Source organism: Sphingopyxis sp. LARHCG72, from assembly GCF_052871675.1.
Window position 1 is genome coordinate 135,181 of the sequence record NZ_JBIXJU010000002.1, and the last position, 22,064, is coordinate 157,244.

Consider the following 22,064-nt stretch of genomic DNA (forward strand, 5'->3'; position numbering starts at 1 on the left):
GATGCATTTCCTTCTTTTTTGGCCTACCGGGATGCCCCGGCGGTTCCGTGAAACTCAGCTTCAGGCGTCAGCAGCCGTCTTGGGCTTGCTGTGGGTGTCGACCTTGTCGAGCACCTTCCACGTCTTCAGCTTCGAAATCGGCTTCGTTTCCTCGATGCGGACGGTTTCGCCAGCCTTGATGGCGTTGTCCTCATCGTGGGCGTGATACTTTTTCGAACGGCGGATGATCTTGCCGTACAGAGGGTGCTTCACCTTCCGTTCGACCTTCACCACGACGGTCTTGTCGCCCTTGTCGGACACCACCGTACCGGTCAGAATGCGCTTCGGCATCGATAGTCTCCTTACTTCGCGGCCGAGCGCGAACGCTCGGTCTGCTGCGTCTTGATGCGCGCGATCGAACGACGCACTTCCTTGACGCGTGAGGCCTTTTCAAGCTGGCCGGTGGCCGCCTGGAAGCGGAGGTTGAACGCCTCGCGCTTCAGTTCGCCAAGCTGTTCGGCGAGCTGGTCGTCGGTCTTGGCCTTGAAATCTTCGGTCTTGGCCATGTCCTTAGCCCTCCAGGTGCGAGGTGTCGCCGAGTCGGGCAATCACCTTCGTCTTGATCGGCAGCTTCATCGCGGCGCGTTCGAACGCCAGCGCGGCCACGGGGCCGGGAACGCCGTCGAGTTCGAACAGGATGCGACCCGGCTTCACGCGCGCGGCCCAGAATTCCGGCGAACCCTTGCCCTTACCCATACGGACTTCGGCAGGCTTCGACGACACGGGGACGTCGGGGAAGATGCGGATCCACAAACGGCCCTGACGCTTGATCGCGCGGCTGATCGCACGGCGGGCCGCTTCGATCTGGCGTGCGGTGATCCGCTCGGGTTCCATCGCCTTCAGCCCGTAGGAGCCGAAGTTCAGGCTGGTACCGCCCTTGGCATTGCCATGGATGCGGCCCTTGAAGGCCTTGCGGAACTTGGTTTTTTTCGGTTGCAGCATGTCAGCAGTCCTTAGCGGCGATCTTCACGGGCCGGACGGACACCGGTCGTCTGCGCATCGAGCATCAGACGGTCGGTTGCCATCGGGTCGTGACCAAGGATCTCGCCCTTGAAGATCCAGACCTTGATCCCGCACACGCCATAGGCGGTGTGGGCTTCGGCCTCGGCATAATCGACATTGGCGCGCAGCGTGTGCAGCGGCACGCGGCCTTCGCGGTACCATTCGGTACGCGCGATTTCCGCGCCGCCGAGACGGCCCGCGCAGTTGATGCGGATGCCCTCGGCGCCAAGACGCATCGCCGACTGAACGGCGCGCTTCATGGCACGGCGGAACGCGACGCGGCGCTCGAGCTGGTCGGCAATGCCCTGGCCGACGAGCTTGGCGTCGACTTCGGGCTTGCGGATTTCGACGATGTTCAGCGACACGTCGCTGCCCGTCATCGCGCCGAGCTGCTTGCGCAGCTTTTCGATGTCCGCGCCCTTCTTGCCGATGATGACGCCCGGACGGGCGGCATAGATCGACACGCGGCACAGCTTCGCCGGACGCTCGATCACGACCTTCGAGATCGCGGCCTGCGGCAGGTGCTTGAACACAAACTTGCGGATCTTCAGATCCTCGACAAGCATGCGGCCATAGTCCTGGCCTTCGGCGAACCAGCGGCTGTCCCAGGTGCGGTTGACCTGCAGGCGCAGGCCGATCGGATTGCTCTTCTGGCCCATCTTACGCCTCTTCTTCCTGTTCGCGCACGACAATGCGGATGCGGCTGAACGGCTTGACGATCCGGGTCGACTTGCCGCGGCCACGTGCGTGCCAGCGCTTCATCGAGATCGACTTGCCCACGCTCGCTTCCTTGATGACGAGCGCATCAACGTCGAGGTTGTGGTTGTTTTCCGCGTTGGCGACCGCGCTGGCGAGAACCTTGCGCACGTCGACAGCCATCGCCTTCTTCGAGAAGGTGAGGATGTTCATCGCGTCTTCGACCTTGCGGCCGCGGATCAGCGCGGCAACGAGGTTGAGCTTCTGCGCCGAACCGCGAATCTGCGTGCCGACCGAGAGCGCCTCGTTATCCGCAACGCGGCGGGGGGACTTTTCCTTGCCCATTAGCGTTTGCCCTTCTTGTCAGCCGCGTGGCCGGGGAAGAAGCGCGTCGGCGCAAATTCACCCAGCTTCATGCCGACCATGTCTTCATTGACCGACACCGGCACGAACTTGCGGCCGTTGTAGACGTTGAAGGTCAGCCCCACGAACTGCGGCAGGATGGTGGACCGGCGCGACCAGGTCTTGATCGGGGCAGAGCTGCCGCCGTCCTGGGCCGTTTCGGCTTTCTTGAGCAGATGGAGGTCCACGAACGGACCCTTCCAGACCGAGCGAGCCATGGCTTACCTCTTCTTCTTCGCGTGACGCGACCGGATGATCATCTTGTCGGTCGACTTGTTGTGGCGCGTACGCGCACCCTTCGTCGGCTTGCCCCACGGGGTAACCGGGTGACGGCCGCCCGAGGTGCGGCCTTCGCCGCCGCCATGCGGGTGATCGACCGGGTTCTTTGCGACACCGCGCGTCAGCGGACGCTTGCCGAGCCAGCGGTTGCGGCCGGCCTTGCCGAGGTTGGTGTTCTGGTTGTCGGGGTTCGACACCGCGCCCACCGTGCCCATGCACTCGCCGCGGATGTAACGCTGTTCGCCCGAACCGAGACGCACGATCACGAGACCGCGGTCACGACCGACGACCTGTGCATAGGTGCCAGCCGAACGGGCGATCTGGCCACCCTTGCCCGGCTTCATCTCGATGTTGTGGACGATCGTGCCGACCGGCATCTGCGACAATTCCATCGCATTGCCCGGCTTCACGTCGGTCTTCTTGCCCGCGACGACGGTGTCGCCAACAGCCAGGCGCTGCGGCGCCAGGATGTAAGCTACTTCACCGTCTTCATACTTGACGAGCGCGATGAACGCCGTGCGGTTGGGGTCATATTCCAGACGCTCGACAACGGCCGGCATGTCCCACTTGCGACGCTTGAAGTCGATGAAGCGGTACTTCTGCTTGTGGCCGCCGGCGATGCCGCGCGAGGTCACATGACCCTTGTTGTTGCGGCCACCGGTCTTGCGCTTGCCTTCGGTCAGCGCCTTGACGGGCTTGCCCTTCCACAGCGACGATTTGTCGACGAGGATCAGGCCGCGCTGCGCGGGGCTGGTCGGATTATAGGATTTAAGTGCCATTTTCTCTGCCTTTCCCTACAATCAGACGCCGGTGGTGACGTCGATCGACTGGCCTTCGGCCAGGCGAACGATCGCCTTCTTCACGTCGCTGCGGGTGTAGGGCTTGCCCTTCCAGCGCTTGGTCTTGCCCTTGGTGACGAGCGTGTTCACGCCGATCACCTTGACATCGAACAGCGCCTCGACGGCCGCCTTGATGGCGGGCTTGGTCGCGTCGTTCGCGACCTTGAACACCACCGCGTTATTTTCGCTGAGCAGCGTCGACTTCTCGGTGATCACCGGAGCGAGGATCACGTCATAGTGACGCGCGTCGATGGTCTTTGCCTTAGCCATTGCAGCGGGCCTCCAGCTTTTCGACCGCCGCGCGGGTCAGGACCAGCGTGTCGGCACGGATGATGTCATAGACGTTGGCGCCGATGGCGGGCAGCGCGTCGACACCGATGAGATTGGCCGAAGCCATTGCGAAGCTTTCGTGCACCGCATCACCATCGATGAAGAGGGCGCGATTGCCGAGTTCGAGCTTGCCGAGCTTGCCGGCGAGCGCCTTGGTCTTCGCGTCCTTGAGCTCGAGCGTGTCGAGAACGACGAGCTTGCCGCCCTTCGCCTTGTCGCTCAAGGCCATCTTCAGGCCGAGGGTGCGGATCTTCTTGTTCAGCGAGTGGCCGAAGGTGCGGGCACGGGGGCCATGCGCCTTGCCACCACCGATGAAGATCGGCGCCTTGCGATCGCCGTGACGTGCGGTACCGCCGCCCTTCTGGCGACCGAACTTCTTGCCGGTGCGCGACACATCGCTGCGTTCGCGGGCGGCACGAGCCGGGCCACGGCGCTTTTCGAGCTGCCATGCAACGACGCGATGCAGGATGTCGGCGCGCGCGTCGACACCGAAGACGTCGTCGTTAAGATCGATGTCGGTGCCGGCCTTGCCGTCGAGGGTCTGAACCTTGACCTTCATGATCAGGACTCCTGTGCGCCGTCGGTGGCCGCGGTGTCGACGACGGTTTCTTCAACCGGCGTTTCGACCGGCGCGTCAACCGGGGCATCGTTGGTATTGGCCGCGCTCTTGACGCCCGCCGGATAGGGGGCCTCCGGGTGACGCGGCAGCTTCACCGCATCGCGGACGAGCAGCCAGCCGCCCTTCGAGCCAGGGACCGAGCCCTTGACGAAGAGAAGGCCGCGCTCGACGTCGGTGCGGACGATTTCGAGATTCTGCTGGGTGCGGTTGCGCGCGCCCATGTGGCCGGCCATCTTCTTGTTCTTGAAGACGCGGCCCGGATCCTGGCGGTTACCGGTCGAACCATGCGCACGGTGGCTGATCGAAACACCGTGGCTCGCGCGCATACCGCCGAAACCCCAGCGCTTCATCGCACCGGCAAAGCCCTTACCCTGGGTCACGCCCTGGATGTCGACGATCTGGCCGGCGACGAAGTGATCGGCTGACAGTTCGGCGCCGACGTCGAGCGTCGCGTCGTCGGCGACGCGGAATTCGACGAGCTTCGCCTTGGGCTCGACTTCGGCCTTGCCATAGGCGCCGCGCTGCGGCTTGGCGACGTTCTTCGCCTTGGCCGAACCGGCACCGAGTTGAACGGCCACATAGCCGTCACGTTCTTTATCGCGCACGGAGACGACCTGGCAGCCTTCGAGGCTCAGGACGGTGACGGGCACGTGGCGGCCGTCGTCCTGAAACAGGCGGGTCATCCCCATTTTCTTCGCGATCACGCCAGTACGCATGATCATACTCCTCAACAGAGGCCGGGCGGACCATTCCGCACGGCGTGTGGGACCTCATCAGGGCAAACCCCGACGAGAACCCTCCCAGCCCGAAATTTCGATACATCGCCCCGTCCGGGCTGAGGTGCCGCACCCCCGTGGGAGAAGCGGCGAGACGGGGGACGCAGCCCGGACCATGTTTCTTCCGAAGAAGAGGTCCGGCGGTATCCACCCTATCGTCGGTCCGGATCGCGCCGGACAATGCAGTCACCGAAGTGTCCTGCCGATAGAGACCCCGGCTTTCGCCGGGGCTGCGTTGACTTAGGCCAACTTGATTTCGACGTTCACGCCCGCGGCGAGGTCGAGCTTCATCAGCGCGTCGACCGTCTGCGGGGTGGGCTGCACGATGTCGAGCAGCCGCTTGTGGGTACGCACCTCGAACTGCTCGCGCGACTTCTTGTCGACATGCGGACCGCGGTTCACGGTGAATTTTTCAATACGCGTCGGAAGCGGGATCGGACCGCGAATGAGTGCGCCCGTACGACGTGCCGTGTCGGCGATGTCGGTGGTGGCCTGATCGAGCACGCGGTGATCAAAGGCCTTCAGGCGAATGCGAATATTCTGCGTTTCCATGACTGTTCCAGTCGAATCCCGTCTAACGATGCGAAAGAGCCGAAATGGCCTGCTCCGACTTCCGCAGGGAAGCCGGATCGGCCATCAAAAACCTTTAAGCTACGAGCCGCGCGAATCAGTCCGAATCGCGCGGCTCGCGGCCCTATATTACTTTGTGATCGTCGCCACAACCCCTGCGCCGACCGTACGGCCACCTTCGCGAATTGCGAAGCGGAGACCCGGGTCCATCGCGATCGGGGCGATCAGCTTGACCGACAGCTGGACGTTGTCGCCCGGCATGACCATTTCGGTGCCCTCGGGGAGGATGACCTCGCCGGTGACGTCCGTGGTGCGGAAGTAGAACTGCGGACGATAGTTCGCGAAGAACGGCGTGTGACGGCCGCCTTCGTCCTTCGACAGGACGTACACTTCCGAGGTGAACTCGGTGTGCGGCGTGATCGAGCCGGGCTTCGCCAGAACCTGGCCACGCTCGACTTCTTCACGGCCAACGCCACGGATCAGCGCACCGATGTTGTCGCCAGCCTGGCCCTGGTCGAGCAGCTTGCGGAACATTTCGACGCCGGTGACGACGGTCTTCTTGGTGTCCTTGATGCCGACGATTTCGACTTCTTCACCAACCTTGACGATGCCGGTTTCGACGCGGCCGGTGACAACCGTACCACGGCCCGAGATCGAGAACACGTCTTCGATCGGCATCAGGAAGGGCTTGTCGAGCGGACGTTCCGGCTGCGGGATCCACTCGTCGACAGCAGCCATCAGCTTCAGGATCGCGTCCTTGCCGATGTTGTCGTCGCGGCTTTCCAGCGCGGCGAGAGCCGAACCGGCGATGATCGGAATATTGTCGCCGTCGAAGTCACGCTTCGAAAGTTCTTCGCGGATTTCGAGTTCGACGAGTTCGAGCAGCTCGGGATCGTCGAGCTGGTCGACCTTGTTGAGGAACACGACCATCGTGGGAACGCCGACCTGCTTCGCGAGCAGGATGTGCTCCTTGGTCTGCGGCATCGGGCCGTCAGCGGCCGACACGACGAGGATCGCGCCGTCCATCTGGGCGGCACCGGTGATCATGTTCTTCACATAGTCGGCGTGGCCCGGGCAGTCGACGTGCGCATAGTGGCGGCCGTCGGTTTCATATTCGACGTGGGCGGTCGAAATGGTGATGCCGCGCTCGCGCTCTTCGGGAGCCTTGTCGATGTTCGCGAAGTCGACGGCGGCGTTGCCGGCGACGTTTTCGGCGAGCACCTTGGTGATCGCTGCGGTCAGCGAGGTCTTGCCATGGTCGACGTGACCGATGGTGCCGATGTTGCAGTGCGGCTTCGTCCGCTCAAATTTAGCCTTGGCCATGATGGTATAACCTTCTTGTTCAATGTTTGCGTTGATCAGTCCTGGACGAGCCTGCTGAATCAGGCGCCGCCCTTAGAGGGTCTTGCCGCGCGGTGCAAGCCCGCGCGGCTTTGACCCATCAGGCCATCTTGGCCTTCACTTCTTCGGCGACGTTGGTCGGCACTTCTTCATAATGCGAGAATTGCATCGAGTAGCTCGCGCGACCCTGGCTGAAGCTGCGCAGCTGGTTCACATAGCCGAACATGTTCGCCAGCGGAACGATCGCCTCGACGACCTGGGCGATGCCCCGGCTGTCGGTGCCCTGGATCTGGCCGCGGCGGCTGTTAAGGTCGCCGATCACGTCGCCCATGAACTCCTCAGGGGTAACGACTTCGACCTTCATCACCGGCTCGAGCAGCTTGATGCCGGCCTTCGCCGCCACTTCGCGCATCGCCGCACGGCCCGCGATTTCGAACGCCAGCGCCGACGAGTCGACGTCGTGGTACGCGCCGTCCGTGAGCTTGATTTCGAAGTCGATGATCGGGAAGCCGATCATGTGACCGTTTTCGGCCGACTCGCGCATGCCCTTTTCGACCGACGGGATATATTCGCGCGGAATGTTACCGCCCTTGATCTCGTCGATGAAGGTGATGCCCGCGCCGCGTTCGCCGGGAGCGACGGTGACCTTGACGCGGCCGAACTGGCCCGAGCCGCCCGACTGCTTCTTGTGCGTGTAGTCGACGTCGACGGCCTTCGCGAGCGATTCGCGGTACGCCACCTGCGGCGCGCCGACGTTCGCTTCGACCTTGAACTCGCGCTTCATGCGATCGACGAGGATGTCGAGGTGAAGCTCGCCCATGCCCTTGATGATCGTCTGACCCGATTCATGGTCGGTCGACACGCGGAACGAGGGATCCTCGGCAGCCAGGCGGTTGAGCGCGATGCCCATGCGTTCCTGGTCGGCCTTGGTCTTCGGTTCCACCGACAGCTCGATGACCGGCTCGGGGAATTCCATCCGCTCGAGGATGATCGGCGCGTTGGTCGCGCAGAGCGTATCCCCGGTGGTGGTTTCCTTGAGGCCGGCGAGCGCGACGATGTCGCCCGCATAGGCTTCTTCGATGTCTTCGCGGCTGTTCGCATGCATCAGCAGCATGCGGCCAACCTTTTCCTTCTTGTCCTTCACCGAGTTCAGGTACGTGCCCTTGTTCAGGGTACCCGAATAGATGCGGGCGAAGGTGAGCGAGCCGACGAACGGATCGTTCATGATCTTGAACGCGAGCAGCGACAGCGGCGCCGAGTCCGAGGTCTCGCGCGAGTCGGGCTGGTCGTTCGACGGGTTGATGCCCTGGACGTCAGGAATGTCGAGCGGCGAAGGCAGATAGTCGACGACCGCGTCGAGCAGCGCCTGCACGCCCTTGTTCTTGAACGACGAGCCGCACAGCACGGGCACGAACGCCTGCGCCAGCGTACCCTTGCGGATCAGCGCCTTCAGTTCGGGAACGGCAGGCACCGTGCCTTCGAGATAGGCTTCCATCGCATCGTCGTCCTGTTCGACGGCGAGTTCGACGAGCTTTTCGCGATATTCGGCGGCCTTGTCCTTCATGTCCGCCGGAATCTCTTCATAGAAGAATTCGGCGCCGAGGCTTTCGTCCTTCCAGATGATCGCGCGTTCGTTGACGAGGTCGACGAGGCCGATGAAGTCGCTTTCGGCGCCGATGGGCAGATAAAGCACCGCCGGCGTCGCACCGAGGCGATCGATGATCGTCTGGACGCAATAATAGAAGTTCGCACCGGTGCGATCGAGCTTGTTGATGTAGCACATGCGCGGAACTTTATACTTGTCCGCCTGGCGCCACACGGTTTCCGACTGCGGCTCGACGCCGGCCACGCCGTCGAACGCGGTGATCGCGCCGTCGAGCACGCGCAGCGAACGCTCGACCTCAATCGTGAAGTCGACGTGTCCGGGGGTGTCGATGATGTTCAGACGATGCTCGGGACCCTTGCCTTCGTCGGCCTTCCACAGGCAGGTCGTCGCGGCGGACGTGATCGTGATGCCGCGTTCCTGTTCCTGCTCCATCCAGTCCATCGTCGCGGCGCCGTCATGGACTTCGCCGATCTTGTAGGACTTGCCGGTGTAGTAAAGGATGCGCTCGGTCGTCGTGGTCTTGCCGGCGTCGATGTGCGCCATGATCCCAAAGTTGCGATATTTATCGAGCGGATGGCTGCGTGCCATGGTCTTTTCCTTGGATTTGGGGGGCGGCCCTTGCGGCCACCCCCGATATAGGAACGATTGTTACGATTGCGAGACGCACCCCACGAGGTGCAGGGGCGTCCGCGCGGGTTACCAGCGGTAGTGCGAGAAGGCGCGGTTCGCTTCCGCCATGCGGTGCGTGTCTTCGCGCTTCTTCACGGCGTTGCCACGGTTGTTCGACGCATCGAGCAGTTCGCCCGACAGGCGTGCGGCCATCGTGGTTTCGCTGCGGTTGCGGGCAGCCGTGATCAGCCAGCGGATCGCGAGCGCCTGCGCACGGTCCGGACGGACTTCGACCGGAACCTGATAGGTCGCACCGCCGACGCGGCGGCTGCGGACTTCGATGTTCGGGCGGATGTTCGCAAGCGCTTCGTGGAACACGCCGAGCGGTTCCTTCTTGGCGCGGGCTTCGACCGACTCGAGCGCACCGTAAACGATGCTTTCGGCGACGGACTTCTTCCCGTCCAGCATGACGCTGTTCATGAATTTCGACAGCACCGTATCACCGAAACGGGGATCGGGCAGGATTTCGCGGCGTTCAGGACGACGACGACGAGCCATAGGTAATTCCTTTTACAACAGCATCCCGGCGCATACGCAGCCAGGGATGATCAGATAGCCGAAAAAGCGGTCCTTACTTCGGACGCTTCGCGCCGTACTTCGAACGGCTCTGCTTGCGGTCCTTCACGCCCTGCGTATCGAGCACGCCGCGCAGGACGTGGTAACGCACACCGGGAAGATCGCGGACACGACCGCCGCGGATCAGCACGACGCTGTGTTCCTGGAGGTTGTGGCCTTCGCCGGGGATGTAGGTGATGACTTCGCGCTGGTTGGTCAGGCGGACCTTCGCAACCTTGCGGAGCGCCGAGTTCGGCTTTTTCGGGGTCGTCGTGTAGACACGGGTGCAAACGCCGCGCTTTTGCGGGTTTGCGTCCATCGCCGGGACCTTGGACTTCACCTTCTGGGGAGTCCGGCCCTTGCGGACCAGCTGGTTGATCGTGGGCATGAATGCTTCACCTTTAAATGTCCGCCCATCAAAGCGAACGGTTACTGTACTGCGGTGGATGAAGCTCCGGCCGCTAACCCGCCAGAAATGGCGAAAAACGGCCGACCTGATAACAGCAAAAGACCCCGGCGGATCGTGATGATCTTCCGGAGGCTCCATCCGCGCCAGCAATGTTCAAGCGCTGTTGTAACTGAAAAAGGCGGCAAACCGTCCTTTTCGGTCGAGCGGGCCCCTAGACCCGATTCCCCCCAGGGTCAAGGGCGCGGGTCAAGGGGCGGGCAATATTGTTGCGCCGGCCGGCGCGAGCTATCGGTCGGCGATGCCCGCCGTCCGTCACGCCAGCTTTGCCCCGCACGTCGCCCCCGATACGCGGCTGCTGATATTGGGAAGCCTGCCCGGCGTCCGGTCGCTCGCGGCACAGCAATATTATGCGCATCCCACGAACCAGTTCTGGCGCCTGCTCGGCGCGGTCGTCGACCGGCCGCTCGCGGATATGCCCTATGACGACCGGCTGGCGGCGCTGCGCGCGGCAAAGGTCGGGCTTTGGGACGTGATCCGCAGCGCCGAGCGGCGCACGAGCAGCGACGCGCTGATCCGCGAGGCCGAAGCGCACGACCTCGCAGCGCTGATCGCCGGGCTGCCCGACCTCTGCATGATCGCCTTCAACGGCGGCAAGGCCGCGGCGATCGGGCGAAAGCAGCTGCCGCCGCCCGGCGCAATCGCACTCGTCGACCTGCCGTCGAGCAGCGCCGCGCATACGATCGGCTTCGACAAGAAGCGCGGCCGCTGGCTGGCGCTGCGCGACGCGCTCTGATCAATCGACCACGGTCCCGCGCGCCATCACGAAATCGACCTTCTTGAGCACGCGCACGTCGGCGACCGGATCGCTCGCGACCGCGATGATGTCGGCGCTCTTGCCCGGCGCGATCGTGCCGATGTCGTTCGACAGGCCAAGCAGGTCGGCGGCGTTGACCGTCGCGGCCTTGAGGGCTTCGACCGGGGTCATGCCGTTCTGGACCATCAGTTCGAACTCGTCGCCGTTGCGGCCGTGCTTCGACACGCCGGCGTCGGTGCCGAAAGCGATGCGCACGCCTCTGGGCACGAGCTGCTGGAGGCTTTTGCCGGTGATTTCGATCCGCCATTTGATCTTGGCCAGCACGTCGGGTTCGTAAGCGTTCGCATTCGCCGCGAGCCGTTCCTTGTAGCCGTTCACCGTCGACAGCGTCGGGACATAATAGGTCTTCGACTTCGCCCATTGGCTGATCGTCGTCTCGTCGAGAATCGTGCCATGTTCGATCGAATCGGCGCCCGCGGTCAGCGCGAGGCGGATGCCGTCGGCGCCGTGCGCGTGGACCGCGACCTTCTTGCCGAACAGATGCGCGGTGTCGACGATCGCCTGCGCCTCGTCGTCGAACATCTGCTTGCCGAGACCGGCGCCGATGCGGCTGTTCACCCCGCCGGTCGAGGCGAATTTGATCACGTCGGCGCCGCGGCCGATCTGCAGCCGCACCGCGCGGCGGCAATCGTCGGCCCCGTTGCACGTGTTGCCCGCCCCCGCAAAGAAAGGCCGCAGTTCGTCGCGATAGCCGAGCGAGCCGTCCATATGCCCCGCGCTGCCCGAGATGCTGTTCCCCGCATCGACGATGCGCGGGCCCTGTACCTTGCCGTCGAGGATCGCGTCGCGGAGCGCCAAGGTCGCGCCATCGCCGTCGCCGAGGTTGCGCACCGTGGTGAAACCCGCACGCAGCGTCTTCATCCCGTTCGCCTCGGCATTGAACGCCTGCGCCGCGGGGCTGAGCGTGACCTCTTCGAGCTGGCCCGCGATGCCGCCGGCGTCGCTCGTCAGATGGACATGGCTGTCGATGAGGCCGGGGAGGACATATTTGTCCTTGAGGTCGATCAGCGTCGCGCCGGGGTCGGCGGGCTGGAAACCGTCGGCGATCGCGACGATCCGGCCGCCCTCGACGATGATCGTCGAGGCGCCGCGCGCGGGCTTGCCGGGTTCGGCGAGCAATTGGCCGGCGTGGATGACGGTGCGCGCCGGCGCCTGCGCGGCGAGCGGCGTCGCGAGCGCCGCACCGATAAGCGCGAACGGAAGAAGTTGAATCGGCTTCATTCTGGCATCCCCTGTTTTGGATTTGGGGAGCGTTAAAGCCGATCAGAAGCCCATCGTAAAGCGCACCGCCGCACCCTGGTCGTCGGGCATCGCGGCGATGTGGCCGGGATCGCGCCTCCACCAGCTGTTCGCGATCAACTCGCCGCCGAACAGCGCCATCGCATAGCTCGCCTCGACCACCAGTTCGCGCCCCGTCGGCGCCAGATGATAGGTCCGGCGGCTGAAGTCGGTCCGGCCGCTCACATAGTCGTGCGCGACGGGGAGCGTCAGGTCGATGCCGCCGCGCGCGACGCGCAGCGGCTGCGCGAAGCGGAGCGCCGCGCGGTCACCCGGTCGCATCAGATTCGCCTTCGCGATGTCGAACGAGAAGGCCGACGACCAGAGCAGGCCGCCCGCGACGAGACCGCGGCTGTCGGGGCGCGTCCGCATCTGGCGCCAGGCGGCCGCAATTTGCCAATCATCGCGCATATCGAGGATGAGGCTGGCGTCGCCGACGAGGCTGGTCGCGCCGCCGGCGCCGAACACGGGGCCGAGGCGCGCGCCGAGGAGGCTGTCCGATTCGCGCAGCCAGCTGCCGCCGAGCGCCGCGCGGATAGGACCGAAGCGCGCATCCCACGCGGCGCCGAAGCGCTGGTAGCGGCTGTCACGGCCCGAGCGATAGCGGAGCAGGGGGTCGTCCTGCCAGCGCGAACCCGATACCCAGCCGCTTTCAGCATATATGTTAACATACTGATTATAAGTTATATTGTGGCGTAACAAGGTCCCGATACCGGGGCTCGATGCAAAGCCCAGCCCTTCGTGCGCGCCGTCGCCGAGGAGCATCGCGTGGCCGCTGTCGCCGCGTTCGCCCGCGAGCAGGCCGCCGGTGCCGCGCCCGGCGGCGAAGCCGATGCGCGTCCGCGCATCGAGCCGCGTCACGACCGAGGCAGCGAGGGTGCGCGCGCGCTGCGCATCGTGGAAAGAGAGGCCGGCGAGCGCGTCGCTGCCGCCCGTGCCCGGCACGGTGACGAGCGACAGCGCGGTCGCCCGGCTCGCTGCGCTCTGCTGGCGGACAAGCCCCCCGATCGCACCCGACAGCTTGAAGTCGGGGCGTCGCCGCGCGAGCGACTGGCCGAAATCGACGTTGAAGGCGCGGCCGAAACTGTCGGTGACCAGCCCCATCGTGCCGACCCCGCCGGCATCGCCCATCGGGCCGCCGAGGATTCCGAGCGGCGCATCGAGCGCCACCGCGGTCGACGTGCCGGCAAGCGCGGTCGCACCCATCGGCTGGAAGGCGCGCGCGATATCGAGAACGCCCTGCCCATAGACCGCATCGTCGCCGGCCGCACCCGCGTCGCGCGCCGATTGATAGAGCAATTGCACGATTTGCTGGCTCGACAGGTTGGGAAAAGCCTGCGCGATCAGCGCGACCGCGCCCGCGACCTGCGGGGCGGCAAAGCTGGTCCCGTTGAGCACGAAGACAAAATTGCCCTCGGTCTTGAGCACGCCATTTTGATAGGCGCAGCACACGCCTTCGCCGAGCGCCGACAGATAGGAAGCGGCATAAGCGCCGGCGCGGTTGCTGAACGCCGAACTGACGCCATTTTCATTGACCGATCCGGCGATGACGATGAGCCCGCCGCCCGCATCGCGCAAACCCTGCGCGAAACGGTCGGGATTGTTCGGATCATTGCCGTTCGCGGTCGTGTCGCCGTCATTGCCCGCCGAGACGATGACGATGATCCCGGCGGCGGTCGCACGCGCAACCGCGGCGCGCAAGGTCGCGCCGGGCGGATCCTCTCCGCCGAGCGAGATATTAACGACGCGCGCGCCCGCGCCGACCGCGCGGTCGAGCCCCGCCGCGATCGCGGTTTCGGGGAAACGGCAGCCGCTTTCGTCGTTCGAGGGATCCTCGGTCGCGCAGCTGCCCGGCCGGTCGGCGCGCAGCACGAGCAGGCTGGCGTTGAACGCGATGCCGAACGTCCCGGCGTCATTCTTTCCGCCGAGCAACACCTGCGCGACGTTGGTGCCGTGCGTCCCTTCGCCGTTGATCCCGCGCGTCCCCGCAAGATCGGCCGACTGGGGCGAGATGCGGCCAGCGAATTCGGGGCTGTCCTCGTCGATCCCGTCGTCGATGACCCCCGCCAATATGCCCTGTCCGGTCGCGCCCGCCTGATAGGCTGTGATCGCCCCGTGGAAATTGACCCCGTCGGACATCCGCGTTTCGGCGGTGTTGAAATTGCCCGTCGGCGGCGGGGTTGGCGTTGGCGTCGGCGTGGGAGTCGGTGTCGGCGCGGGAGCCGGCGGCGGGGCAGGGGTGGGTGCGGGGCGCGCGCCGCCGCCTCCGCCACAGGCCGCGAGCGAGAGCGCCGCAAGGCCCAGCAGAAGCGGCAAAGGCCGTCCCGCCACCCACCGGATGCTACTGCGTCGGTTCGCGTCGGCCATCGCCGTTCCCCTTTGCCCTGATACCGTCTTTTAGCGCGGTGGAAGGGGCAGGGGTAGCATCATGCGGTTAATTGAGGGTTCCGTATCGCCACCGCTCGCGCGTCTTGCCCCCACGCACCCCAGCCTTTATGCGCCCGGCATCATGCCCGCCCCGCTCGACCATATCGACAGCTGGATCTTCGATCTCGACAACACGCTCTATGCGCCGTCGGCGAAGCTGTTCGACCTGATCGACGAGCGCATGGGCGCCTTCATCATGCGGCTGCTCAATGTCGACGCCATCGAGGCGCGGCGCGTGCAGAAGCAATATTTCCACGACCATGGCACGACGATGGCGGGACTGATGCGCCACCATGGCGTGCACCCCGAGGATTTCCTGGTCGATGTCCATGACATCGCGCTCGACCGGCTGAGCGTCGACGCGCGGCTGCGCGCCGGGCTGGAGCGGCTGCCCGGGCGCAAGCTGATCTTTACCAACGCCGACGCCGATTATGCGGCGCGCGTGCTCGCCGCGCGCGGGATCGCCGACCTGTTCGACGGCATCTGCGACATCCGGATCACGCGCTATACGCCGAAGCCCGATCCCGCCGCCTATACGATGATGATCACGCATCTGGGGGTCGATCCGGCGAAGAGCGTCTTCGTCGAGGATATGGCACGCAACCTGACGCCCGCGAAGGCGCTCGGCATGACGACCGTCTGGCTGGACAATGGCAGCGAAAGCGGCCATCGCGACCACCTGCCGGAGCATGTCGATTTCCACGCGGCCGACATCGCCGACTGGCTCGACAACCTACCTTTACCTTGGGGAATTTCATGACCACCGACCTGCAATCGACGATCGAAGCCGCATGGGATGACCGCGACGCGCTGGGGCTGACGACGACCGGCGCAGTGCGCGAGGCGGTCGAGACCGCGCTCGCGGGGCTCGACGACGGCAGCTACCGCGTCGCGACACGCGACGCGGGCGGGACCTGGCAGGTCAACCAGTGGCTGAAGAAGGCGGTGCTGCTGTCGTTCCGCCTCAACGACATGGAACTCATCGAAGGCGGCCCCGGCGGCGCGCGCTGGTGGGACAAGGTGCCGTCGAAATTCGCCGGCTGGGGCGAGAATCGTTTCCGCGACGCGGGCTTCCGCGCCGTCCCCGGTGCGATTGTCCGACGCGGCGCCCATATCGCCAAGGGCGCGGTGCTGCTGCCGAGCTTCGTCAATATCGGCGCACGCGTCGGCGAGGGGTCGATGGTCGACGCCTGGGCCACCGTCGGCAGCTGCGCGCAGATCGGCGCGAACGTCCACCTGTCGGGCGGCGCCGGGATCGGCGGCGTGCTCGAGCCGCTGCAGGCCGGGCCGGTTGTGATCGAGGACGGCGCCTTCATCGGCGCGCGCGCCGAGGTTGCCGAGGGCGTGATCGTGCGCGAGGGCGCGGTGCTGTCGATGGGCGTCTATCTGGGCGCATCGACCAAGATCGTCGACCGCGCGACCGGCGAGGTCTTCATGGGTGAAGTTCCCGCTTACTCGGTCGTCGTGCCGGGCGCGATGCCGGGCAAGCCCTTGCCCGACGGGACACCCGGGCCGTCGCTCTATTGCGCGGTGATCGTCAAGCGCGTCGATGCCAAGACGCGCGCGAAGACCGGGATCAACGAGCTGCTGCGCGACTGATCGCCGCCCACGCCGCGATCAGCGCATCGTGGCGGGCGACAGGCACGGGACGGTGTCGGCGGTCCAGTCGATCTCGTCGGTCGCGGGCACGACCCGGCTGCCGGGCACCAGCGGCTTGGCGACGGCGGGCTTGTAAAAAACCCATGCCATGCTGTTGTCGAAGCCCGCGATCCGGCCATTGTCGCGCCGTGCGCTGACTGCATCGATTTCGGGCTGTTCGACGCGGAAGCCGCGGACCATCCGGATCGAGCCATCGCGGACATCGACGGCGCGATAATAATTCTTGCCAAAAATACGCGTGTCATAACCCGATTTGAAAGACCAGTTCGCCGCGTTTGTCGTCGCCGGCAACCGCAGCGTCGTGACGCGGCAGTCGAATTCCGGGGCGCTGTAATAGGGCAGGTCCTGATTCTGGTCCGCCGCGCGCGCACGCCGTTCGGGCGGGCTGAATCCGCCGCCGGGAAGCGCGACCGACTTGTCGCCGTCACCGTCATCCTTCCAGTCGACCGTCCATGTGCCGGTGATCGTGAGAATGCTCGCTTCGGCCTTTTGGTCGTAGCGCCATTTGACGTCGTCGACCGTCTCCCACGTTCCGCCCACCAGCTGCTGACGCATGCCGTCGCGCAACTGATCGGCGGTCAACCCGGACAGCTCGACCTGCTGTTGCAGCCCCGGGATGCCGCGAACGATGCTGGTGTTCGTCACCCGCGCCGGCCGGTCGAAGCCCGCACGCGCATCGATGTCATAGAGGGTGATTTCGTTCGGCTTGCTGGCCATCCGCCATTCGAGTTTCTGAAGTGCGCTGCCCTTTGCGGTCACCGGCAGGACCCAGCGATAGGGAATCGCCGGCGTGGCGGCGGCCGGAACGACCGGCGGAAGCGTGCCGTCGAGCCAATAGGCGGCGCCGTCGATCTTTGCCCGCACCAGCACATGATCGAACATCCCCGGATTGGGCAGGCGTTCATCGAGGCCGTCGTCGGCGCCGCTGTTGTTGGCGAGGACAGCTTCGGCATCGATCCCGAGCTTGCCGAGCAATCCGAGCAGCAGCGCGGTCTTGCCCTTGCAGTCGCCGTAACGCCGCTGCCAGCTTTCCTCGGCGGTGGCGGGGGTCAGGTTTCCGCTGTCCAGCCCGACATAGATGTAGCGCACGTCCTGTTGCACCAGTTTCAGGGCGGCGTTGGCACGGTCGAGCGGCTTTGCGTGCGCGGCGGCGATGCGCTGCGCCTCCTTGTCGAGCGGCGAGCCGTCGGCGATCGCCGCGGCCTTTGCGTACAGCGGGGCGAAGTGCCGCGAAATCGTCGCCCAGTCGGCGAAGTCGGTGAATTCGACGATCCGCTGCCATTGAAAGCGCGCCGGCGCGTCCTTCGGCGGCGTCAGCAGCGCCGGATTGTCGAACCGGAAGTCGATGCCGCCGTCGCGCGATACGCCGATCGCCGTCATGTCGGGGGTCATCCGGACCGCGGGCTTCAGCCCCTTGTCCCAACTCAGCCCCAGCCGGTAGCGGCCGGGCGCCGGGCTGGGGGCAAGAAAGAGAAGGCCCGAATCATTCTTTCCGAGCGTGGGGTCGCTCGATCGCGTCGTCAGCCCGACCTCGAGCTCGTCGCCGACGCGCAGGTCGGGCACGCGAAGCACCGCCGTGAGGACCCCGTCGAGTTTCGCGGCTTCCAGCTGATCCTCGCGGCGGAGGATTTCGAACGATGTCTTTTCGAGAACGTCGATCGTCTCGTCGCCGCGATGAACCTTGACCAGATGCACCATGGGGGCGCCCGACGCGGGATTCCAGGCGGTCGAGACATTGCCGATCTGCAACGCGTTCGGATGGAGGATCCGGATGCGATAGCCCAAATATTGCGCCTGTCCCTGTTCGTCGAGATGAATGATCACATCCTGACGCCGCGTGAAGAACATCCCGCCGGCGTCGTCGGGAACCGGCATCAGGTCGGATGGCACCGCCCAGTCGGGCGCCGGGCCCCGCTGTATCCGATTGTCTTCGGCACGAACCGGCGCCTGCACGAGCACGGCCGCCATGAATATCGAAACTGGAATGCGCACTATAACCCCCCGCAACTGCGCGGCATAATGTCGTGAATTCACCGCGATGCAAGAAGAGACCCGGGACCCTCACCAAAAGCGGGGCCGAAGCGCGTCGCCATGCCCTCGTCGAACGACGCCAACCGTTGGTAGACAATATGGCGCCGGATAATTATTGCGAACTATTCGCGATTGTGCGCTGCCCTTGTTTCGATAGCGGCCGCGAGGGGGAAATATGCCGGCCGTTTTTCATGCGTCATCGCTTGCCATTGCGGCGCTGCTGTCGGTCGCGCCGGCGGCAGCGCAGGAGCCGACGGGCGATGCGCCGCCGGCCGTGCCGACGCCCGCGAACGGCGCGCAGCGTTATGCGCCCGCCGACTTTACCCGCTTTGCGCCGCGCACCGCGCTCGACATGGTCGAAAAGGTGCCCGGATTCCTGATCGTCACCGGGACCAACGGCGGCGAGCGCGGGCTGGGCGCGGCGACCGAGAATGTGCTGATCAACGGCGAGCGGATCGCGAACAAGTCGACCGACGCGCGCACCGCACTCGCGCGCATCACCGCAGCCGAGGTCGCCTATATCGATATCGTCGATGGCGCCGGGCTGAATGTGCCGGGGCTGACGGGGCAGGTCGCCAATGTCGTGCTCGTCGCGGGCGCGGGGAGCGGCGGGTTCCAGACGACGCTTCGCTGGCAGCCCGAATGGCGGCCGCGGCTCGACAAGAATTGGCTGAACGGCGAGATTTCGACGACGGGCAAGCTTGGCGGCACCAATCTGACGCTGAGCCTCAAGAACGAAGCCAGCCGCCAGGGCCATTGGGGTCCCGAACGCGTGTATGACGGGGGTGGCGTGCTGCTGTTCACGCGCGACGAGTTCGGCGCCTATAGCGGCGACCGGCCGCGGCTGTCGGCGGCGCTCGCGCGCACGGCGGCGAACGGCAACAAATGGAATCTGAACCTCGGCGGCCAGTTGCAGCTGCTCGACGAGCGCGTCGACAGCGTGTCGGTGCGGCCCGTCGCCGGCACGGTGCGCGAGACGTTCAAGTTCACCGAAGACGAGTATAATTTCGACATCGGCGGCGATTATGAGCTGGGGCTGGGCAAGGGGCGGCTGAAGCTGATCACCCTCTACCGCTTCGAGCATAGCCCCTTCGTCGACAGCTTCATCGTCGATCGCGAGATCGGCGGACGGACAGGCGAGCGGTTCAAGCAGACCGCCGACGAGGGCGAATCGATCCTGCGCGGCGAATATAGCTGGCGCACCGGCGGCGGGACCGACTGGCAAATCGCGCTCGAGGGCGCGTACAACACGCTCGACGTCGATTCCGAATTTGCGGTGCTGCAACCCGACGGCAGTTTCCGCCCCGTCGTCTTCGGCGGCGAGCGCACGAAGGTCGAGGAGAAGCGCGGCGAGGCGTCGCTGACGTGGGGACGCTCGCTGGCTTCGAACCTGACCGCGCAGCTCAACCTTGGCGCCGAATATAGCGAGCTCACCTCGTCGGGCCCGGACGGGCTGACGCGCCGCTTCGTCCGGCCGAAGGGCAAATTGGCGCTGGCGTGGAAGGTCGGCGAAAAGACGACGATCAACTGGTTCGTCCAGCGCCGCGTCGACCAGCTCGACTTCTTCGATTTCGCAAGCTCGGTCGACGTCGCGAACGGGCAGGGCAATGGCGGCAACGGGCTGCTCGTGCCACCGGTTCTCAACCGCACCGAACTGGAAGTCGTGCAGGACATGGGCGGATGGGGCAACGCGTCGATCGCCGTCGCTTATGCCTATGCGCAGGACCTGGTCGACCAGGTGCCGCTCTCACCGACCACCGAAGGGCGCGGCAATCTGCCGCCCGCGCACCTGTATCGCATCAGTTCGAAGGCGACCTTGCTGCTCGACCGGCTGGGGTGGAAGGGCGCGCGGATCAACAGCGACATCACCTGGCGTCGCAACCGTGTGCGCGATCCGCTCACCGACCTGTGGCGCGACCAGAGCGAGGGGCAGGACTATGTCGTCGACCTGAGCCTGCGCCACGATATCCCGCACACCAACCTCGCGTGGGGTGCGGGCTATTTCGACGAGCGATTCAGCCCGAATTTGCGGCTCGGCGCGATCGAACATGAATCGACCGACGGGCCGTTCGTCACCGCCTTTATCGAGCATAAGGATGTCGCGGGCTTCACGGTGAAGCTGTCGTACCGCAACCTCGCGGGGATGAAGGACGGGTTCAACCGGACGGTGTTCGTCGACCGGCGCGATGGGCCGGTCGCGTTCAGCGAGCAACGGCTGCGCAAGTTCGGGCGATTTTTCCAGCTGACGGTGACGGGGACGCTTTAGGCGCCCACCGCCGCCGTGTGAACCTCAACGCTCGCTGAGGTAATAGCGTTCGCGCGCCGTCAAATCGTCGTTCAGCTCATAGACGATCGGCTGGCCGGTCGGGATTTCGAGGCCGGTGATGTCGGCGTCCGAGATGCCCGAGAGATGCTTGACGAGCGCGCGCAGGCTGTTGCCGTGCGCCGAGATCAGCACCGTCTTGCCCGCGGCGAGTTCGGGGACGATCGCGGCTTCATAATAGGGCAGGACGCGTTCGATCGTGTCCTTGAGGCTTTCGGCCGACGGGATGGCGATGCCGGCGTAGCGCGGGTCGCTCGACAGGTCCCACGGCGAGCCGGCCTCGAGCGGCGGCGGCGGGATGTCGAAGCTGCGGCGCCAGATCTTGACCTGTTCGTCGCCATGCTTCGCCGCGGTCTCGGCCTTGTCGAGCCCGGTGAGCCCGCCATAGTGGCGTTCGTTGAGGCGCCAGTCCTTGGTGACGGGGAGCCAGAGGCGGCCCATCGCCTCGAGCGCGAGGTTCAGCGTCTTGATCGCGCGCGACTGGACCGAGGTGAAGCAGGTGTCGGGGGCGATGCCCTTTGCCTTCATCAACTCGCCCGCGGCGATGGCTTCGGCGGCGCCCTTTTCGGTGACATCGACATCCCACCAGCCGGTGAAGCGGTTTTCGAGGTTCCACTGCGACTGGCCGTGACGGATGAGGATGAGCTGGGGCATTTCGGATCCTTGCGCTGGAGGAGAGTCGCCGCCCTTTAGCGCGGGTTTTCGGTAAAGGCCAACGCCCCTCTTGAAATGGTTTCGAGGGCTACCAGATTGACCCTGTCCGGCCGCCGACACGGGGCCGGGCGGCGATCGCGGCACGTCCCCGCGGTCCCTTGCTTCGCTTTTGAAAAGGAAGAAAGACCATGCGCAACAGCTTCGACTGGACCCCCTATCGCCGTTCGACCGTCGGGTTCGACCGGCTGTTCGATTTCCTCGAAACCGGCGGTTCGGGTGCCGAAAATTATCCGCCCTTCGACATCGAAAAACTCGCCGACGATCATTTCCGCATCACCGTTGCGGTCGCGGGCTTCAAGAGCGACGAGATCGACATCACCGCGCAGCAGAATATGCTGACCGTCAGCGGCCGCAAGGCACCGGTCGCCGAAGGCGAGGGGCGCCAGCTCCTGTATAGCGGCATCGCGACGCGCGCGTTCGAGCGCCGCTTCCAGCTCGCCGATTTCGTGCGGGTCGAGCAGGCCGACCTGTCCGACGGGCTGCTGGCCATCGACCTGGTGCGCGAAGTGCCCGAGGCGATGAAGCCGCACAAGATCGCGATCGGCGGCGCACAGCCGGTGATCGAGGACAAGAAGGCCGCGTAAGCGACGCCTGATTGACCGATTTGAACACGGGGTCCGGAGTCC

General features: G+C 65.2%; 24 protein-coding genes. 5 read left to right on the forward strand and 19 right to left on the reverse strand.

Annotated elements, in window-relative coordinates:
- Nucleotides 1–60: 60 nt before the first annotated feature.
- The 15 genes from rpsQ to rpsL form a co-directional block, all read right to left on the reverse strand.
- A complete protein-coding gene (rpsQ, locus tag ACIPPQ_RS05770; protein ID WP_039578283.1) occupies nucleotides 61–330 on the reverse strand; it encodes a 30S ribosomal protein S17 in 270 nt (89 codons plus the stop codon).
- A gap of 11 nt (nucleotides 331–341) precedes the next feature.
- On the reverse strand, nucleotides 342–545 hold the full coding sequence (gene rpmC, locus ACIPPQ_RS05775; RefSeq protein ID WP_054589693.1) for a 50S ribosomal protein L29: 204 nt from the start codon (nucleotides 543–545) through the stop codon (nucleotides 342–344).
- Between the two features lie 4 nt (nucleotides 546–549).
- Entirely contained in the window at nucleotides 550–981 is a 432-nt protein-coding gene (gene rplP / locus ACIPPQ_RS05780; RefSeq protein ID WP_037515653.1) for a 50S ribosomal protein L16, read from the reverse strand.
- An 11-nt stretch (nucleotides 982–992) separates the two neighbouring features.
- The gene (rpsC, locus tag ACIPPQ_RS05785) at nucleotides 993–1,700 is read right to left on the reverse strand and encodes a 30S ribosomal protein S3 (RefSeq protein ID WP_054589691.1); all 708 of its coding nucleotides are present in this window, start codon (nucleotides 1,698–1,700) and stop codon (nucleotides 993–995) included.
- 1 nt (nucleotide 1,701) lies between these two features.
- On the reverse strand, nucleotides 1,702–2,082 hold the full coding sequence (gene rplV / locus ACIPPQ_RS05790; RefSeq protein WP_037515650.1) for a 50S ribosomal protein L22: 381 nt from the start codon (nucleotides 2,080–2,082) through the stop codon (nucleotides 1,702–1,704).
- On the reverse strand, nucleotides 2,082–2,357 hold the full coding sequence (gene rpsS / locus ACIPPQ_RS05795) for a 30S ribosomal protein S19 (protein WP_037556370.1): 276 nt from the start codon (nucleotides 2,355–2,357) through the stop codon (nucleotides 2,082–2,084). Before rpsS ends, rplV begins: the two co-directional genes overlap by 1 nt.
- 3 nt (nucleotides 2,358–2,360) lie before the next feature.
- A complete protein-coding gene (rplB, locus tag ACIPPQ_RS05800; protein WP_325027849.1) occupies nucleotides 2,361–3,197 on the reverse strand; it encodes a 50S ribosomal protein L2 in 837 nt (278 codons plus the stop codon).
- A gap of 21 nt (nucleotides 3,198–3,218) precedes the next feature.
- A complete protein-coding gene (locus ACIPPQ_RS05805) occupies nucleotides 3,219–3,527 on the reverse strand; it encodes a 50S ribosomal protein L23 (protein ID WP_242772916.1) in 309 nt (102 codons plus the stop codon).
- Nucleotides 3,520–4,146: a 50S ribosomal protein L4 gene (gene rplD / locus ACIPPQ_RS05810; RefSeq protein WP_062186277.1), complete on the reverse strand. Its 627-nt coding sequence runs from the start codon at nucleotides 4,144–4,146 to the stop codon at nucleotides 3,520–3,522. Before rplD ends, ACIPPQ_RS05805 begins: the two co-directional genes overlap by 8 nt.
- A gap of 2 nt (nucleotides 4,147–4,148) precedes the next feature.
- Complete coding sequence (rplC, locus tag ACIPPQ_RS05815; RefSeq protein WP_327456632.1) at nucleotides 4,149–4,922, reverse strand: 50S ribosomal protein L3; 774 nt, start codon at nucleotides 4,920–4,922, stop codon at nucleotides 4,149–4,151.
- Nucleotides 4,923–5,222: 300 nt separating this feature from the next.
- Nucleotides 5,223–5,534, reverse strand: coding sequence for a 30S ribosomal protein S10 (gene rpsJ / locus ACIPPQ_RS05820; RefSeq protein ID WP_003042199.1), 312 nt, complete (start codon nucleotides 5,532–5,534; stop codon nucleotides 5,223–5,225).
- A 147-nt stretch (nucleotides 5,535–5,681) separates the two neighbouring features.
- On the reverse strand, nucleotides 5,682–6,875 hold the full coding sequence (gene tuf / locus ACIPPQ_RS05825; RefSeq protein ID WP_037556362.1) for an elongation factor Tu: 1,194 nt from the start codon (nucleotides 6,873–6,875) through the stop codon (nucleotides 5,682–5,684).
- Between the two features lie 118 nt (nucleotides 6,876–6,993).
- Complete coding sequence (gene fusA / locus ACIPPQ_RS05830; protein WP_446543225.1) at nucleotides 6,994–9,087, reverse strand: elongation factor G; 2,094 nt, start codon at nucleotides 9,085–9,087, stop codon at nucleotides 6,994–6,996.
- Nucleotides 9,088–9,195: 108 nt separating this feature from the next.
- Nucleotides 9,196–9,666 (reverse strand): 30S ribosomal protein S7, encoded by a 471-nt coding sequence (gene rpsG / locus ACIPPQ_RS05835; RefSeq protein WP_058818022.1) that lies wholly within the window; start codon nucleotides 9,664–9,666, stop codon nucleotides 9,196–9,198.
- Nucleotides 9,667–9,739: 73 nt separating this feature from the next.
- Nucleotides 9,740–10,111, reverse strand: coding sequence for a 30S ribosomal protein S12 (rpsL, locus tag ACIPPQ_RS05840; protein ID WP_037515637.1), 372 nt, complete (start codon nucleotides 10,109–10,111; stop codon nucleotides 9,740–9,742).
- 319 nt (nucleotides 10,112–10,430) lie between these two features.
- On the opposite strand from rpsL, the gene ACIPPQ_RS05845 reads away from it, so the two are divergent.
- On the forward strand, nucleotides 10,431–10,925 hold the full coding sequence (locus tag ACIPPQ_RS05845; RefSeq protein ID WP_446543226.1) for a DNA-deoxyinosine glycosylase: 495 nt from the start codon (nucleotides 10,431–10,433) through the stop codon (nucleotides 10,923–10,925).
- On the opposite strand, the gene ACIPPQ_RS05850 is transcribed toward ACIPPQ_RS05845, so the two are convergent.
- Both ACIPPQ_RS05850 and ACIPPQ_RS05855 read right to left on the reverse strand, forming a co-directional pair.
- Nucleotides 10,926–12,227, reverse strand: coding sequence for an amidohydrolase family protein (locus tag ACIPPQ_RS05850; protein WP_446543227.1), 1,302 nt, complete (start codon nucleotides 12,225–12,227; stop codon nucleotides 10,926–10,928).
- A 42-nt stretch (nucleotides 12,228–12,269) separates the two neighbouring features.
- The gene (locus tag ACIPPQ_RS05855) at nucleotides 12,270–14,600 is read right to left on the reverse strand and encodes a S8 family peptidase (RefSeq protein ID WP_446543228.1); all 2,331 of its coding nucleotides are present in this window, start codon (nucleotides 14,598–14,600) and stop codon (nucleotides 12,270–12,272) included.
- 193 nt (nucleotides 14,601–14,793) lie between these two features.
- Here ACIPPQ_RS05855 and ACIPPQ_RS05860 point away from each other — a divergent pair, with 193 nt between their 5' ends.
- Nucleotides 14,794–15,471: a pyrimidine 5'-nucleotidase gene (locus tag ACIPPQ_RS05860; RefSeq protein ID WP_446543521.1), complete on the forward strand. Its 678-nt coding sequence runs from the start codon at nucleotides 14,794–14,796 to the stop codon at nucleotides 15,469–15,471.
- Entirely contained in the window at nucleotides 15,468–16,310 is an 843-nt protein-coding gene (gene dapD, locus ACIPPQ_RS05865) for a 2,3,4,5-tetrahydropyridine-2,6-dicarboxylate N-succinyltransferase (protein ID WP_446543229.1), read from the forward strand. Before ACIPPQ_RS05860 ends, dapD begins: the two co-directional genes overlap by 4 nt.
- Before the next feature lie 18 nt (nucleotides 16,311–16,328).
- On the opposite strand, the gene ACIPPQ_RS05870 is transcribed toward dapD, so the two are convergent.
- Nucleotides 16,329–18,338, reverse strand: coding sequence for a DUF3857 domain-containing protein (locus tag ACIPPQ_RS05870; RefSeq protein ID WP_446543230.1), 2,010 nt, complete (start codon nucleotides 18,336–18,338; stop codon nucleotides 16,329–16,331).
- A gap of 238 nt (nucleotides 18,339–18,576) precedes the next feature.
- Between ACIPPQ_RS05870 and ACIPPQ_RS05875 the strand changes: the two genes are divergently transcribed.
- Nucleotides 18,577–20,667 carry a TonB-dependent receptor plug domain-containing protein gene (locus ACIPPQ_RS05875; RefSeq protein ID WP_446543231.1) on the forward strand — a complete coding sequence of 697 codons (2,091 nt, stop codon included), beginning with the start codon at nucleotides 18,577–18,579 and terminating at the stop codon, nucleotides 20,665–20,667.
- A gap of 24 nt (nucleotides 20,668–20,691) precedes the next feature.
- On the opposite strand, the gene gpmA is transcribed toward ACIPPQ_RS05875, so the two are convergent.
- On the reverse strand, nucleotides 20,692–21,378 hold the full coding sequence (gene gpmA, locus ACIPPQ_RS05880) for a 2,3-diphosphoglycerate-dependent phosphoglycerate mutase (RefSeq protein WP_446543232.1): 687 nt from the start codon (nucleotides 21,376–21,378) through the stop codon (nucleotides 20,692–20,694).
- 188 nt (nucleotides 21,379–21,566) lie between these two features.
- Here gpmA and ACIPPQ_RS05885 point away from each other — a divergent pair, with 188 nt between their 5' ends.
- The gene (locus tag ACIPPQ_RS05885) at nucleotides 21,567–22,022 is read left to right on the forward strand and encodes an Hsp20 family protein (RefSeq protein ID WP_446543233.1); all 456 of its coding nucleotides are present in this window, start codon (nucleotides 21,567–21,569) and stop codon (nucleotides 22,020–22,022) included.
- Nucleotides 22,023–22,064 lie beyond the last annotated feature (42 nt).

Coding starts and splice junctions, on each gene's coding strand:
- rplV (WP_037515650.1), bottom strand. CDS start 2,082: ATGGGCAAGGAAAAGTCCCCCCGCCGCGTTGCGGATAACGAGGCGCTC.
- rpsC (WP_054589691.1), bottom strand. CDS start 1,700: ATGGGCCAGAAGAGCAATCCGATCGGCCTGCGCCTGCAGGTCAACCGC.
- rpsJ (WP_003042199.1), bottom strand. CDS start 5,534: ATGGAAACGCAGAATATTCGCATTCGCCTGAAGGCCTTTGATCACCGC.
- rplC (WP_327456632.1), bottom strand. CDS start 4,922: ATGCGTACTGGCGTGATCGCGAAGAAAATGGGGATGACCCGCCTGTTT.
- rplD (WP_062186277.1), bottom strand. CDS start 4,146: ATGAAGGTCAAGGTTCAGACCCTCGACGGCAAGGCCGGCACCGACATC.
- rpsG (WP_058818022.1), bottom strand. CDS start 9,666: ATGGCTCGTCGTCGTCGTCCTGAACGCCGCGAAATCCTGCCCGATCCC.
- fusA (WP_446543225.1), bottom strand. CDS start 9,087: ATGGCACGCAGCCATCCGCTCGATAAATATCGCAACTTTGGGATCATG.
- tuf (WP_037556362.1), bottom strand. CDS start 6,875: ATGGCCAAGGCTAAATTTGAGCGGACGAAGCCGCACTGCAACATCGGC.
- rpsS (WP_037556370.1), bottom strand. CDS start 2,357: ATGGCTCGCTCGGTCTGGAAGGGTCCGTTCGTGGACCTCCATCTGCTC.
- rplB (WP_325027849.1), bottom strand. CDS start 3,197: ATGGCACTTAAATCCTATAATCCGACCAGCCCCGCGCAGCGCGGCCTG.
- ACIPPQ_RS05885 (WP_446543233.1), top strand. CDS start 21,567: ATGCGCAACAGCTTCGACTGGACCCCCTATCGCCGTTCGACCGTCGGG.
- rpmC (WP_054589693.1), bottom strand. CDS start 545: ATGGCCAAGACCGAAGATTTCAAGGCCAAGACCGACGACCAGCTCGCC.
- ACIPPQ_RS05805 (WP_242772916.1), bottom strand. CDS start 3,527: ATGGCTAAGGCAAAGACCATCGACGCGCGTCACTATGACGTGATCCTC.
- ACIPPQ_RS05875 (WP_446543231.1), top strand. CDS start 18,577: ATGCCGGCCGTTTTTCATGCGTCATCGCTTGCCATTGCGGCGCTGCTG.
- rplP (WP_037515653.1), bottom strand. CDS start 981: ATGCTGCAACCGAAAAAAACCAAGTTCCGCAAGGCCTTCAAGGGCCGC.
- dapD (WP_446543229.1), top strand. CDS start 15,468: ATGACCACCGACCTGCAATCGACGATCGAAGCCGCATGGGATGACCGC.
- gpmA (WP_446543232.1), bottom strand. CDS start 21,378: ATGCCCCAGCTCATCCTCATCCGTCACGGCCAGTCGCAGTGGAACCTC.
- ACIPPQ_RS05845 (WP_446543226.1), top strand. CDS start 10,431: ATGCCCGCCGTCCGTCACGCCAGCTTTGCCCCGCACGTCGCCCCCGAT.
- rpsL (WP_037515637.1), bottom strand. CDS start 10,111: ATGCCCACGATCAACCAGCTGGTCCGCAAGGGCCGGACTCCCCAGAAG.
- ACIPPQ_RS05860 (WP_446543521.1), top strand. CDS start 14,794: ATGCCCGCCCCGCTCGACCATATCGACAGCTGGATCTTCGATCTCGAC.
- ACIPPQ_RS05870 (WP_446543230.1), bottom strand. CDS start 18,338: ATGGCGGCCGTGCTCGTGCAGGCGCCGGTTCGTGCCGAAGACAATCGG.
- ACIPPQ_RS05850 (WP_446543227.1), bottom strand. CDS start 12,227: ATGAAGCCGATTCAACTTCTTCCGTTCGCGCTTATCGGTGCGGCGCTC.
- rpsQ (WP_039578283.1), bottom strand. CDS start 330: ATGCCGAAGCGCATTCTGACCGGTACGGTGGTGTCCGACAAGGGCGAC.